13 protein-coding genes are annotated in these 13,389 nt (G+C 41.1%); 3 read left to right on the top strand and 10 right to left on the bottom strand.

The features are described 5' to 3' along the window. The first annotated feature begins 23 nt into the window (after positions 1-23). Positions 24-449 (top strand): hotdog fold thioesterase, encoded by a 426-nt coding sequence (locus ABC361_RS04900; protein ID WP_413072951.1) that lies wholly within the window; start codon positions 24-26, stop codon positions 447-449. Between the two features lie 103 nt (positions 450-552). Here ABC361_RS04900 and ABC361_RS04895 read toward each other — a convergent pair whose 3' ends face one another. From ABC361_RS04895 to ABC361_RS04875, 5 genes are all read right to left on the bottom strand, one after another. Then, positions 553-1,782, bottom strand: a complete 1,230-nt coding sequence (locus ABC361_RS04895) for a quaternary amine ABC transporter ATP-binding protein (protein ID WP_413072950.1) — start codon at positions 1,780-1,782, stop codon at positions 553-555. After that, entirely contained in the window at positions 1,779-2,639 is an 861-nt protein-coding gene (locus ABC361_RS04890; protein WP_413072949.1) for an ABC transporter permease, read from the bottom strand. Before ABC361_RS04890 ends, ABC361_RS04895 begins: the two co-directional genes overlap by 4 nt. Positions 2,640-2,731: 92 nt before the next feature. Beyond that, positions 2,732-3,736 carry an ABC transporter substrate-binding protein gene (locus ABC361_RS04885; protein WP_413072948.1) on the bottom strand — a complete coding sequence of 335 codons (1,005 nt, stop codon included), beginning with the start codon at positions 3,734-3,736 and terminating at the stop codon, positions 2,732-2,734. 319 nt (positions 3,737-4,055) lie between these two features. Then, a complete protein-coding gene (gene abc-f / locus ABC361_RS04880; protein ID WP_413072947.1) occupies positions 4,056-5,645 on the bottom strand; it encodes a ribosomal protection-like ABC-F family protein in 1,590 nt (529 codons plus the stop codon). A gap of 306 nt (positions 5,646-5,951) precedes the next feature. Continuing rightward, the gene (locus ABC361_RS04875) at positions 5,952-6,854 is read right to left on the bottom strand and encodes a LysR family transcriptional regulator (RefSeq protein ID WP_413072946.1); all 903 of its coding nucleotides are present in this window, start codon (positions 6,852-6,854) and stop codon (positions 5,952-5,954) included. A 168-nt stretch (positions 6,855-7,022) separates the two neighbouring features. Here ABC361_RS04875 and ABC361_RS04870 point away from each other — a divergent pair, with 168 nt between their 5' ends. Then, on the top strand, positions 7,023-7,763 hold the full coding sequence (locus tag ABC361_RS04870) for an SDR family NAD(P)-dependent oxidoreductase (protein WP_413072945.1): 741 nt from the start codon (positions 7,023-7,025) through the stop codon (positions 7,761-7,763). A gap of 60 nt (positions 7,764-7,823) precedes the next feature. Further along, positions 7,824-9,068 carry an L-lactate MFS transporter gene (locus tag ABC361_RS04865; RefSeq protein WP_413072944.1) on the top strand — a complete coding sequence of 415 codons (1,245 nt, stop codon included), beginning with the start codon at positions 7,824-7,826 and terminating at the stop codon, positions 9,066-9,068. A gap of 35 nt (positions 9,069-9,103) precedes the next feature. Here the strand turns inward: ABC361_RS04865 and ABC361_RS04860 are convergent, their stop codons facing one another. The 5 genes from ABC361_RS04860 to ABC361_RS04840 form a co-directional block, all read right to left on the bottom strand. Next, positions 9,104-9,649: a GNAT family N-acetyltransferase gene (locus ABC361_RS04860; RefSeq protein WP_413072943.1), complete on the bottom strand. Its 546-nt coding sequence runs from the start codon at positions 9,647-9,649 to the stop codon at positions 9,104-9,106. 68 nt (positions 9,650-9,717) lie between these two features. Next, on the bottom strand, positions 9,718-10,773 hold the full coding sequence (locus ABC361_RS04855; protein ID WP_413075719.1) for a galactitol-1-phosphate 5-dehydrogenase: 1,056 nt from the start codon (positions 10,771-10,773) through the stop codon (positions 9,718-9,720). 4 nt (positions 10,774-10,777) lie between these two features. Continuing rightward, complete coding sequence (locus ABC361_RS04850) at positions 10,778-10,936, bottom strand: hypothetical protein (RefSeq protein WP_413072942.1); 159 nt, start codon at positions 10,934-10,936, stop codon at positions 10,778-10,780. A 65-nt stretch (positions 10,937-11,001) separates the two neighbouring features. Further along, positions 11,002-12,039, bottom strand: coding sequence for a zinc-binding dehydrogenase (locus ABC361_RS04845; RefSeq protein WP_413072941.1), 1,038 nt, complete (start codon positions 12,037-12,039; stop codon positions 11,002-11,004). A gap of 33 nt (positions 12,040-12,072) precedes the next feature. Then, a complete protein-coding gene (locus ABC361_RS04840) occupies positions 12,073-13,332 on the bottom strand; it encodes a PTS galactitol transporter subunit IIC (RefSeq protein ID WP_413072940.1) in 1,260 nt (419 codons plus the stop codon). Positions 13,333-13,389 lie beyond the last annotated feature (57 nt).

The raw sequence follows: 13,389 nt of genomic DNA, 5'->3' as shown, positions 1-13,389 counted from the left end.
TTAATATATAGATGGAGGTACATATGACACAGTTTACAGAAGATCAGCTTGTTCAGTTAAAGGAAAACGCTCGAAACACATTAATCGAAACGCTTGGAATCGAATATCAAGAACTGTCAACCGATAAAGTCGTTATGACAATGCCGGTCGGTCCACCCGTCCACCAACCATATGGCGTTCTACACGGTGGCGCTTCAGTTGTGTTAGCCGAAACCGCCGCTTCAATCGCCACAGCTGTAAACATTAATCCTGAGACCCACGTTTGTTTTGGGATGGAGATTAATGCAAACCATATTCGAACCATGTCTGAAGGTACGCTAATTGCGACGGCGACGCCTTTTCATAAAGGAAGATCGACAATGGTGTGGCATATTGACTTAACAAATGAAGAAGGAAAAACCATCTGTATCTCTCGCTGTACCGTTAGTGTGATGGAAAAAAGACAGTAACGTTACGTGAATACAATAGTAAAAGAAAACAGCAAAAAATGTCATGAATGGTCATATTCCATTCATGACGTTTATTTTAGCTGCTCTGAAACGAATGTACATCTTAAACAGGACTTAACTCTTCTTTAGGATGGTATTCCTCCGTCTCCTTAACTTCTTCCGAGATTAAACCAGATAAGACATGAACACGGAGAATAATCCCTTCTAAACGCCCCTCATCATTAACAACTGCCAATGGAAAAGCAGATTCAAGCGCTTTTGGAATTAAATCCGTCACATAGCAATCCGCTTTTACTCGTTGAATGTCCTCGGAAATTACTTCCGCTAATGTTCGTTTTTCTTTTATCCCTTTTATCGCTTGATCAATGGTCAGAATGCCTTTTAAAATGCGACCTCGATCCACAACGAACACGCTAGATAACCCGTTTTGCTGCATTTCTTTCACTGCGACGTTTAAGCCGTCTTTTAGTGACACAATGGCATTTGGTTTCATCATAATATGAGATGCTTGAAAAACTTTCGATCGATCAATATCTTTAATAAATTCGGAAATGTAGTCGTTAGCAGGTGATTCCATAATTTCTTCTGGCGTACCAATTTGAACGACTTTTCCGTCACGCATAACCGCAACACGATCGCCAATTTTAAAGGCTTCATTCACATCATGAGTGATAAAGATAATTGTCTTTTGGAGACGCTCTTGGATATCTAACAGCTCTAACTGCATTTCCCGACGAATTAAAGGGTCAAGTGCACTGAATGGCTCGTCCATTAAAAGAATGTCTGGATCATTTGTCAGCGCTCGAGCAAGACCGACTCGCTGCTGCATCCCACCTGAAAGCTCATCGGGATACTTGTCTTCATAACCCTTTAAGCCTACAATCTCAATGTTTTTCATCGCAATTTCACGGCGCTTTGCTTTTGGCATCTGCTTAATTTCTAGACCATATTCAACATTAGACAAGATTGTACGATGGGTAAACAAGCCAAAATGTTGAAAAACCATAGCGATCTTATTTTGACGAACTTTCTTAAGCTGCTGGTTTGAATATTTTACGATATTCTCTCCATCTAAAATAATTTCACCGTCTGTCGGCTTATTTAGCAAGTTAAAACAACGAATTAACGTTGATTTCCCACTTCCTGACAGCCCCATAATAACGAACGTTTCGCCTTTTTTTATATCCATCGATGCATCGTATACGCCAACTGTGTGGTTAGTCTTCGCTAAGATTTCTTCTTTCGTCATACCGTCTTTAATCATCGGGATGACGGACTTCGGTTTCGGCCCAAAAATTTTAGAGACATTTTTAAGTGAGATTTGTGTGGTCATGACGTCACTCTCCTATGTCGTTGAATTTTATTTGCTACACCGCTCGTTAGGCGATCAATAATAATTGCAATAAACACAATGCTCAGTCCAGCTTCAAACCCTAGAGAAAAATTCACCGTATTAATTGCAATTAATACGTCTTCCCCTAGACCTCTCGCACCTACCATTGAGGCGATTACAACCATTGCTAATGCCATCATCGTCGTTTGGTTTACACCAGCCATAATAGTCGGTATCGCTTGAGGAAGTTGGACCTTCCACAACGTTTGCCCTTTTGAAGAACCAAATGATTGTGCTGATTCAACCATGGAAGAACTTACACCTCGAATCGCAAGTTCAGTTAAACGAATAACCGGTGGAACGGCATAAATAATCGTGGCAAAAATAGCCGATACGTTTCCAAGGCCAAAGAAAAAGATCGCCGGAATTAAGTAAATAAAACTTGGCATTGTTTGCATCGCATCAAGGATAGGACGCATAATAATGGAAAACCATTTACTAAACGCCATTAAAATTCCTATTGGTACTCCTATAATTAAACAGACAATGACGGCGCTCATAATAATTGCGAGTGTCGTCATCATTTCTGACCAATAATTAAAGGTTCCTATAATAAAAATAAACAATCCATACAACAGACCCGAACTCCATTTTTGCAAATACCAGCCAAGGGCAACCACAATCAGAATAAATAACCACCATGGGAAAAATTCAAGAACATCATTGATTCCATTAATGGTGCTCACACCGATTTGAAAAATAAAATCAAAAAATGCTGAAAATGTTTCTCTAAGCCACTGCACAACGGCTTCTGCATAATCACCTAGACGAATCCGAATATCAGGAAAATCAAACATCCGTTAAGATACACGCTTGTGTACCTATTCACCTCACTTTATACTATTTTTGAACAACAAGGAGGCTAGCGCACTGCTAGCCGCACTCCTTATTACAATGCATCTAGAACATCCTGAGCAATATCATCCGGTAACCAACTTGTCCAAATATCTTGATATTCTTCCATCCAGCGCATCGCTGCTTCTTGCTCACTTAAACCGTCTTCTTCCATATAAGCAAGCGCTGCTTCGGTTAATTCACTGCTTGTTTCATAGTTTTCTAGAAATTCCACTACTTCCGGTGCTTGATCAGGCAAATGCTGATTAACAGCAACTGTCACATCATTAGGTGGGAATGCGGTTGTACGATTTTCTTCCCACTGTTCTTCGTCGTAATCATCTTCTTCCAGCAACGTTAAGTCATACTGAGCTGTAATCCCTGTAGGCTCCCAGTAGTAGCCGACCCAGCCTTCACCATCTTCATAAGCCCGAACCAAATCTGTCACCATGCCAGCATCTGAACCAGGGGCAAATAAATTAAATGTTTCTTCCAATCCATAAGAATCAAATTTCATAGCTATATCTTCATAAACAGCCCAATCACTTGGCGCATTTAAGATTCTTCCCATGCTTGAGTCTTCTGGATCAGGAAAAACATCAGGGTAATTCACAAGATCTTCAACCCTCTGTAAGTCTGGAGCCATCGGTTCAATATCTCGATCAGGATCTCCTTCAATCACATAGGTTGGTACGTAAAACCCTTGTTCGTTATCATCAAAATTCATTGATACTTCAATAATCTCACCGGAATCAATCGATTCATCATATAATTCACGAATGTTATCGGTCCAAATTTCCATATACACGTTAATATCACCATCTCGAAGACCTTGAACGGTAATGGGGGTTGAACCCATCGTTGTTTCCGTATCATACCCATACCCTTCTTCAACAATAAATTGGGCAATCGCGTTATGAATCCGCAAACTTTCCCACCCTGCATCGGCAAACGTAATGACTGAGATCTCATCTCCACCGCCATTGTCAGAATCACTTCCGCATGCCGACAGCAGGGCGATCGTCGCTACTAAACTTACACCAAATCGCTTCTTTTTCATTGAATTACCCCTTTTTCTTATTTTTTCTTCAACTTGCAATTTGACCAACTTTTATTATAATAAAGCGGTTTCTTATCCACAAACTCGAAATGACAGAGTATACATGTGTATCCTTTCATGAGAGACCCTTTACGATAAACGATGGCTTCAATCCTCAAAAATCATCTAAAATTCGAGTAATCTCAACACGATCCGATATTATTCTTCATTTTTCTTAAAATTCCCCAAATTAAGATGTGAATTCCCATTCCCGTATTCTGTCGACTTTAAACCCCAAAAAAGACAAAACAGCAATGGCTGTTTTGTCTGCATTCATTCTCTACATGAGCGTGCGTTTCTTCTTAATTAACTCTTGAAATTCTTTATCTAACGCCGCTTTTTCCGTTTCATCTACAGCTGTCGATAAGCGGGACAATAGCGCTGATAATTTAAACTCAATCGTTAATAACGACTCATCCGGTTTTTCCGTTTGCTCTTTTTCTTGCTCAACCGATTTTACTTTTGCTCGTTCCTCTTCAAAGGATAACAGATGTGTCGCCACTTCCTCCACAAGCATCCGATCGTGCGTAACGAATAAGATTGTTCCTGGAAATTGACGCATAACATCCTTTAAAGACTCTTTTGTAGCTAAATCCAAATAATTTGTTGGTTCATCTAATAGCCAAACGTTCACATCGCTCAAAAACACTTTTGCTAGCGCTGTTCGAACGCGTTCTCCCCCACTTAAGTCAGATCCTTTTTTAAAAACGTCATCTTTTTTAAAAGCAAGCCGAGATAAGACCGTTCGTATAAACGTTTCTGAATAAGGGCTATTCTTCCCTACATTTTCGAGGATGGACTCTTCGTCTAAAATATCTTGTTGATGTTGAGAAAAATAACCGATTTTCGCTGGTTTAGCAATAGACACGGCTTGCGCGACAATCTGTTGTAATAGTGTTGATTTCCCAGATCCATTTTTGCCTATTATAGCCACACGACTACCTGCGGGAACCACGCCATCAACTTCTTTAAACAACCGCCCATCTATTTCTACTTGAAACCCTTCAAACTGCATAATTCGTTTACTATGAATAACTGGAAAACGGCTTAAATCAAATTGAATGTTTGTTTCTTCCTTTGGTTTTTCTTTCTTTTCTAATTGGGCTGCTCGTGTGAACATCGCTTCAGCTGCGCGATTTATTTTTGCTTTCTGCACACCGCTACTTCGTTTGTGCAAGCGCGCTTCCGAATTTCCCATTCGTGACGGTGCTTTTTTAATCGCATCCGAGCGTTGTTGCGCTTGTTTGGCAGCTTGTAATAGCCTATTTTTTTCGGCCTGGTACGATTGATATGCCTTTTGTGCTTGATCCAACTCGATTTGTTTTTGTGCTTGATAGGCATCATAATTTCCTTCGTATGCCTTCACGTCTCCATCTTCAATCTCCCAAATCGTCGTACAGACTTTATTGAGGAAAGCTTTGTCATGAGATGTGATGAGAAGCGCTCCTGAAAATTGGCTGAGTGTTTTTTCAAGCTGTTGAATGCCAGCCATATCTAAGTGACTTGTCGGCTCATCTGCTAATATAATTGCCGCACGTGCTTCAAAGGCTTGTGCAATCTTTGCCCGTGTTTTTTCCCCACCGCTTTTCTCATTATGCAATGGTACATGCCATTGACTGCCTTCTTTTGCAGACACATGATTAGGCCCTTCATCAAGTTGCTGGATGTAGGTAGCTTTGTCGTAAAAGGTTACTTGACCATAATCTGGCTGATCTTCTTTCGCAAGCACATTTAACAACGTTGTTTTTCCTGCTCCATTCTTTCCAACTAGTCCAATCCGATCCCCTTTGTATAGGGCCAAAGGTTCACAATTTATCATTACTCTTGCACCGAAATGTTTTTCTAATTTTGTCGTTTGTAGCAATAGCATACAAAAAACCCCCTCTAGTTCAGTTAGAGAGAGTTCGCCCGTAAGAAATTAGTCAACAAAAAGACACTCCACCTACAGGTTTGTTAAGGTGGTCGTATTTTTTCCTAATCTATGAAGACAGACGAATCCCTACTCTAACGTTCATGAAAAAAGATATTCAACTCGAATTCGAGTGAATCAATCGTTGTTCAATTACGTTGGGTCGATTCGATTACTGCTTCATTGTATTAGGCACCAATTTCCTTTCTTCTATATTGGCTATAATCATGCCATAGAGGTTTGCGCTTGTCAACTATACCCTTGTGCTCACAACTGGTAATATTGCTTTGCCGCCTTCTCAAAAAATGTAATGGCAAACGCTTTGAATTCCTGAGCAGCTCGTGTGAGGTAGCGATCTTCATTCCAAGCGATACCGATCTCTCGTTTGCAAACTGGATTGGTGATTTCAAGCTGAACTGTTTTTGGCAGCGTCTCCCTAAGTAAAGACAATTGAGGAGTAAACGACACCCCTTGACCAAGTTCAACCATTCGTAAAATCGCTCCAGCTTCCTCAAGTTCAATTGTTGTTGTCGGTTCAAACCCTGCTTGTCTACAAAAATCATCAATTAACTCGCGAAAGTGGTACCCTTTATTTCGATTAATCACTTTCTCTCCCTGTACGTCAACTAATTCAATACGCTTACGATGAGCGAGTGGATGATTAAGAGGGACCGATAAATAGACTTCTTCTTCCATTAATACTTGCCACTTTAACCCTTTTCCTTCAATTGGACTTGTACTAATGCAAAGGTCTACTTCTCCTTCTTCAAGCTGTTTCACCATTTCAGGGGCAGAGGCTGAATAATGCAAGATATGCACATCTTTGTGTTTTTTTAAATAGTCATCAAGAAAATGAGGCAGGATATGAGGCAACGCCATCGATACCGAAATTGTTCGTTCCGATAACTCTGCTAAGTCACGAACTTCTTTTCTTCCTTCTTGCATTTCTAGAAAAATTCGTTCAACACGGTGAAGAAATACCTTGCCATTTTCATTTAAACGTAATCCTTTTTGCGTACGTTCAAATAACGTAACACCTAAATCACTTTCTAACCGTTGAATCACTTTGCTTAAAGCTGGTTGAGACACATGAAGAACTTTTGCAGCTTTCGTCATATGCTCAAGTTCTGCCACAACTTTAAAGTAGGTTAATTGTAAAAGTTCCATCATCATCACGCTCCGTTATAACATTAATGTTATCGTATTATACTTATTTATGTATTATACAGAATGTGTCGAAACGGTTACGATTTAAGTAACGATACATGACTTTCGCCACTTGCCGAAAAAGTAAGCGGTTACGAAGTAGGTATCAAGATTTTAAAGGAGGACAACATCATGGGAAAACTTCAAGATAAAATCGCCATTATTACAGGTGCAGCTTCAGGAATGGGTAAAGCGGAAGCACTTAAGTTCGCTGAAGAAGGCGCGACTGTAGTCGTTGCAGATTTAAATAAAGAAGGTGCTGAAGAAGTTGTTCAGCAGATCGAGGCAAACGGTGGAAAAGGACTAGCCATTCAAGTCGACGTCACGAAGAAAAGCGACTTAGAAGAGATGGTTTCTAAAACCATTGCTGAATACAAGCAAATTGATATCGTTATCAACAACGCAGGCATTTTCGACAAATATACTGCAAGCTTAGATACAACAGATGAGCAGTGGGATCTGATTTTCAACATCAACTTAAAAGCGATTTTCCAAATTTCCAACCTAGTCTTACCTCATATGATTGAGCGTGGAAAAGGAAATATCGTGAACATCGCGTCTATTGCTGGTCTTGTTGCGCAAATGGGTGGCGCAGCTTATACAGCATCAAAACACGGGGTCGTTGGCTATACGAAACATTTAGCTGCCGTTTATTCTTCAAAAGGCGTCAAAATTAACGCGATTGCACCTGGAACGATTCGTACGCCTCTTACAGAGGAAATGTTAAAAACACGTCCGACCAACAAAATTCCGTTGGATCGTTTCGGGAATGATTATGAAGTTGCAGAACTAGCAGTCTTTTTAGCTTCTGATGACTCTCAATTTATGAATGGTGCTGTTGTACCAATTGATGGTGGGTATACGATCGTATAAATGTTTAAAAACAGCCAATAAGTTCGTCTTATCGGCTGTTTCTTGTTAGGAGAGATAACGATGAAAAACAACCAAGACACACATCCAAATCGCTGGCTCATTTTTAGTGCGGCATGGCTGATTATCTTTTTAGTCGCTTCCATCGCGATTTTCAGCGTATTTTCTGAACCAATGACTTCTTTACATGGTTGGTCACCAAGTGACTATAGCTTAGCTTATTCGCTTTATACACTAATTTTTGCGATCGTAGCCATTTTTGCTGGGATCATTGTTGATAAATACGGAGCAAGACCACTCATGTATGTTGGGGGTTTCCTCTTTGGGCTAGGTTGGTTTTTAACTGGTTCAGTTACAACCATCCCCATGCTTTATGTTACTTTCAGTTTAATTGCTGGTACAGGTGCGGGAATGATGTACAACTCTGCACTCGTAACGGCTATGCGCTGGTTTCCAGATAAAGGCGGAAAAGTATCTGGCTTCTTACTATCTAGTGCTGCCATTGGTCCTTTCTTGCTCTCGCCGTTTTCCGCTTGGCTTATTGAGCAAGTCGGTGTAACAAGCGCTTTTCGAATTCTAGGAATCATCTTTGCAGTAGGAATTTTTGCAGTGGGTTGGTTAATGCACAGTGCGCCAAAAGGCTATCAGCCACCTGGCTACACGCCTCCGCAGCAGACGAATGGATCAACGAATATCATTAATTTAAATTGGAAAGAAATGCTTCGTTCACCTATTTTTTATCTCTTATTTTTAACGCTTGTGTTTGCAAGTACAGCGGGGACCATGCTCGTGAGTTCAGCTTCCGTTATTGCCCAAGTTCAAGTCGGTATGACCGCAGCTTCTGGTGCCATTATTGTAAGTGTTAGCACCTTATCAAACTTTGTTGGACGATTGAGCTTTGGTTTTATTTATGACCGTTTCGGCTCCTATGCCTCTCTATCGCTCAATTTAATTATGACGATTGCGGCCCTTTTATTGATGACAATGGCTAGCAATACGGTATTCTTTACCATCTGTATCATCTTGCTTGGATTTGCTTTTGGTGGTTTGCTTGTTGTCTTTCCACCACTTACAAAAACCACGTTTGGTGATAAGAATTTTGGCATGAATTATGCAATTGTTTTTCTTGGCTATTCTGGCGGTGCCTTTGTGGGTCCACGAATCGCCACCTATTTCCAGGAAACAACAGGGTCATTCACCACAGCATACGTCATTGCTGCAATCTTAGGTGGAATTGGACTCGCTCTCGTAGCACTTATCCTTCACCTGAACAGAAGAAAAGCCCGTCGCGTACAGGCATCTTCTTAAACAAAAAAACTTGCCAACAGTGCGTTGGCAAGTTTTTATTTATGCGCCCATTCTTTCTGTATAAGCGAGAAGACATTAGCATCATGGGATTGTTTCCGCTGAAAAAGATAATCTCTAAGAATTCCTTCTTTCTGAAAGCCAAGACTTACTAACAATTGAATAGAGGCTTTGTTCTCTAAAAATGTGACAGCACCTAGTCTATGTAAGTCAAGGTCGCGAAATGAGTAATCAATTATTGCATGAAGCGCCTCTGTCATATAGCGTTTTCGCCAATAATCAGGATGTAACTCAAACCCTACTTCGGCACGCTTATGCGCCATATTAAGCTGATTCAATCCAATTGTCCCAATAAACGTATTGCTTTCCTTTACTATTATTCCCCATCTCATTCCTTTCCCAATTTGCCTTGTTTTTTCAAACGATTGAACGATTTTTTTCGCATCGTTTACTGAAGTTAACGCTTCTAATCCATAGTATGTTGTAACCTCTTCTCTCGACATAATCGCGAAAAAGTCTTCCGTATAAGATTCCGTGATACGAATTAAATCTAATCGTGATGTAGCCAGTGGCTTAAATTCCAAGTTAGTCCCTCCACACATAAAAAAGTACCTTACCCTTCGATAAGATACTCATTCGACTTTATGATCTTTTATCCTCTGGCTTGTGGATAAAAAAGGACTTTCACGAATCCTTTTTCTCCTGACGTCATTCGTTTAAATACGTCTGGTCCTTGCTCCAATGGGAGCCGGTGGCTAATCATTGGCGCCACGTTCAGAGCCCCGGTTTTCATATAGTGAATTGTGGCTTCCCATTCTCGTCCAGGAAACGGTGTTGAAAGCGCGTTCCATGATCCATGTATACTTAATTCATTTCGAACAATTTGTTCAAAGTAAAACCGCTCAATCGGAACATCTCCATATGGAATGCCTAAATACACCACTTCGCCGCCTTTTTTAGGTAAGGCAAGCACTTGTGCTGACGTGATTGGTGAACCAGCTGATTCGATTGCAACATCTACGCCTAATCCATTCGTTATTTCTCGAATTTGCTCATAAGCCGGGCGATCTTTTGAATTAACAGCAACGTCTGCACCCATCTCCTTTGCGATGTCCAATTTTTCTTCATCAATATCAATCGCAAAAATGTGGCTAGCGCCAAAGATTTTTGCCCATTGGATGGCCAACAAACCAATACTCCCGCATCCCATAATTGCTACGGTTGCTCCAGGCTTAATCTTTGTGCGGTAAAATCCATGGGCTACTACTGCAGACGGTTCAATAAGTGCAGCACTTTCCTCATCTACTTCGTCGGGCAACGGCAACACTTGAGATGATGGCAAAACGATGTATTCTGCAAATGCGCCGTCTTGTTTTGCTCCAACAACATGTAGTGAACTGCACCTGCTTGGCTCACCAGATAGACAGTGTTGACACGTACCACAATGAAACGTCGGGCACACCGCCACACGCATCCCTTCTTGAAGATGAGTAACAGATGAGCCTGTTTCGATAATTACGCCTGTACATTCATGACCAAATATTGTCCCTGGCACGTATGGGCCGAGCTTTTTAAAGCGAGACAAGTCCGATCCACAAATCCCAACGGTAGAGATTTTAATGCGCACATCATCGTTATGAACAAGCCTCGGTACTACCGCTTCCTCATAACGAATATCTTGAACTCCATATAATTTCAGCGATTCCATCACGTTACGACTGCTCCTTTGCTTGCTTTCCTTTACGTTTACGAATTAAAGCAACAAACGCAATCCCTACGACTAACGTGTTAAAAATCATTTGATGTTCAAAATAAAAATCACCGATTCCTCGTATTGGTCCAAGCATAAAATCTAAAAACATGTCTGTCATCTTTGTTCCCTCCATCAAGTATGGGAGAAGGAAGAGCGATCTCTTCCTTCTTTCCCATATGGTTGTTATCCTTCGTTTACAGGAGTGAGCAACACTTTAATTGCTTCCCCACTTTTTATTGCTTGATACGCTTCTTCCCACTGTGTAATGTCATACTCATGGGTAACAAGGGCTTTCGCATTGACATCTCCGCGATTTAATAGTTCAAGAGATGGCTGCCAATCAGCATGCTTTTGGCTTCTTGTGCCAACCACGCGAATTTCTTTTTGAACAATTTTTTCTAAGTCAAACGGAATTTCTGGTGTAGCAAAAATCCCAACTTGGCAATATTGTCCTTTTTTCCGAAGAAGGTCTAATCCTTGTTTGGCGGCTGGTACTGCTCCTGAGCATTCATACACGATATCTGCTCCATAACCACCTGTAATCCCATCAACAACGTCTTTCAGGTTCTCCTCTTGAATATTGATCACGTAATCAATGCCAAGCTCCTTCGCTTTCTCAAGGCGAATCTTGTCGCTATTCAAACCAGTGATGATGACCTTGGCACCTTTACTTTTCGCCACTTGAGCGGTTAAAAGACCAATCGCACCGGGTCCAAGCACCACAACGATGTCCCCTTGATTGACTTCCGTTTTCTCAACAGCATGATACGTACATGCCAATGGCTCCGTCATGGAAGCCGCTTTGTAATCGACTCCATCAGGTAATTTGTGCACACTTGCTTCTCTTGCGATTAAATAGTTTGTGAAACCACCGTCTTGTTGCGTGCCAAGACCTTTACGCTGGCTGCACAAGTTATAATCCTTCGTTTGACAATATTCGCACTCACCACAAATTGAATACGTTGTTTCAGATGTTACCCGATCCCCTACAGCTACAGAAGTTACTGCTTCACCTATTTCAACCACATCGCCAGAAAATTCATGTCCGAGTGTTACAGGTACACCTACTTTATAATGTCCTTCATACGTATGAAGATCCGTTCCACAAATACCGGCGTACCTTACTTTAATCTTAACTTGCTCCGCTGCTGGTATAGGTTCTGGTTTGTCTTGTATCTCTAAGTGTCCAAATCCATAGTCTGTTTTAACCAGTGCCTTCATGGTGATTCATCCTCCTCATTGCATTCCGTTCATTTAGTAAAATAGACCGAAGAATCTTACAATAACCCAGTTCACGATGTTCCCACCTTGGTCGATACTTGAAATCATAGCTGAGTCTGCTGGCATGTTGAAGCTTGCTTCTTGTGCCATCGTCGTGAAAATAGGTGCCATGTCTGTTGCGACGTATAAGGAAATCCCAATCATGACCGTACCAACGATAACGGAATGTACAATATTCCCGCGAGCAGCACCGACGATGAACGCAACGATAAATGGAATAGTCGCTAAATCTCCGAATGGTAGAAGCGCATTTCCTGGTAGTAATACCGCCATTGCAACCGTAATCGGTACAAGAATTAGTGCTGTTGAAATAACCGCTGGATGTCCAAGGGCAACAGCCGCATCAAGACCAATGTAGATTTCACGATCACCGAAGCGTTTATTTAACCATTCACGAGCAGATTCAGATACTGGTAGTAATCCTTCCATTAAGATCTTTACCATTCTTGGCATTAGAACCATAACAGCGGCCATGGCAATCCCAATTTCAACAATTTCACCTACACTATATCCTGCTAATGCCCCAATGGTTGCACCTAGTACAAGGCCAATAAACATCGATTCACCTAAAATACCAAAACGCTTTTCAATCGACTCTGGATCAGCATTCCAGTCTTTTACTTTAGGAATTTTTTGCAACCCTTTTACTAAGAAAATTCCTGGTGCATAAGAGATTGTACTACCTGTAGCAATGGATACACCTGGTAAGTCATAGAATTTACTAATCATTGGTGCAGTCCAGTCAGCAACTTTTAGACAAACAACTTGGAAGATGATTGCGGCAAGCAATGAGATGAAGATGTTGCCCGATACGACATATACCATTGCTGCTGTAAAGGTATAATGCCAGAAGTTCCATATATCGACGTTCATTGTTTTTGTTGTCTTTGTTAATAACATAATGACGTTAACAGCAAGTCCTAACGGGATGATAAATGCTGCCACAACGGAAGCCCACGCAATTGATGACGATGCAGGCCACCCAACATCAATGACGTTTAGCTCAACGCCTAATCGATCGACCATCCCTTGAGCGGCTGGTCCTAAGTTATTAACAAGCAAGTCGACAACAAGGAATATACCGACAAAGGCAATTCCAATTGTCAGACCTGAACGAAATGCTTTTCCTGGTTTTTGTCCAAATACTAATCCTAGAATAAAGATTGCTACCGGTAAAATAACCGTAGCTCCTAGATCTAAGAATCCTTGAATGAAATCAACAAATCCATCCATGGTTGATCCCCCTTTATTGAAACGGAATTCCTAGTCAACCTAGAAATTCCGTCTATA

The sequence above is a fragment of the Shouchella phoenicis genome, assembly GCF_047238345.1.
Taxonomy (GTDB): domain Bacteria; phylum Bacillota; class Bacilli; order Bacillales; family Bacillaceae_D; genus Shouchella.
This window is presented reverse-complemented; position numbering and strand designations above follow the sequence as displayed.

Coding starts and splice junctions, on each gene's coding strand:
- ABC361_RS04840 (WP_413072940.1), bottom strand. CDS start 13,332: ATGGATGGATTTGTTGATTTCATTCAAGGATTCTTAGATCTAGGAGCT.
- ABC361_RS04845 (WP_413072941.1), bottom strand. CDS start 12,039: ATGAAGGCACTGGTTAAAACAGACTATGGATTTGGACACTTAGAGATA.
- ABC361_RS04895 (WP_413072950.1), bottom strand. CDS start 1,782: ATGACCACACAAATCTCACTTAAAAATGTCTCTAAAATTTTTGGGCCG.
- ABC361_RS04890 (WP_413072949.1), bottom strand. CDS start 2,639: ATGTTTGATTTTCCTGATATTCGGATTCGTCTAGGTGATTATGCAGAA.
- ABC361_RS04855 (WP_413075719.1), bottom strand. CDS start 10,773: ATGGAATCGCTGAAATTATATGGAGTTCAAGATATTCGTTATGAGGAA.
- ABC361_RS04875 (WP_413072946.1), bottom strand. CDS start 6,854: ATGATGGAACTTTTACAATTAACCTACTTTAAAGTTGTGGCAGAACTT.
- ABC361_RS04865 (WP_413072944.1), top strand. CDS start 7,824: ATGAAAAACAACCAAGACACACATCCAAATCGCTGGCTCATTTTTAGT.
- ABC361_RS04885 (WP_413072948.1), bottom strand. CDS start 3,736: ATGAAAAAGAAGCGATTTGGTGTAAGTTTAGTAGCGACGATCGCCCTG.
- ABC361_RS04900 (WP_413072951.1), top strand. CDS start 24: ATGACACAGTTTACAGAAGATCAGCTTGTTCAGTTAAAGGAAAACGCT.
- ABC361_RS04870 (WP_413072945.1), top strand. CDS start 7,023: ATGGGAAAACTTCAAGATAAAATCGCCATTATTACAGGTGCAGCTTCA.
- ABC361_RS04850 (WP_413072942.1), bottom strand. CDS start 10,936: ATGACAGACATGTTTTTAGATTTTATGCTTGGACCAATACGAGGAATC.
- abc-f (WP_413072947.1), bottom strand. CDS start 5,645: ATGCTATTGCTACAAACGACAAAATTAGAAAAACATTTCGGTGCAAGA.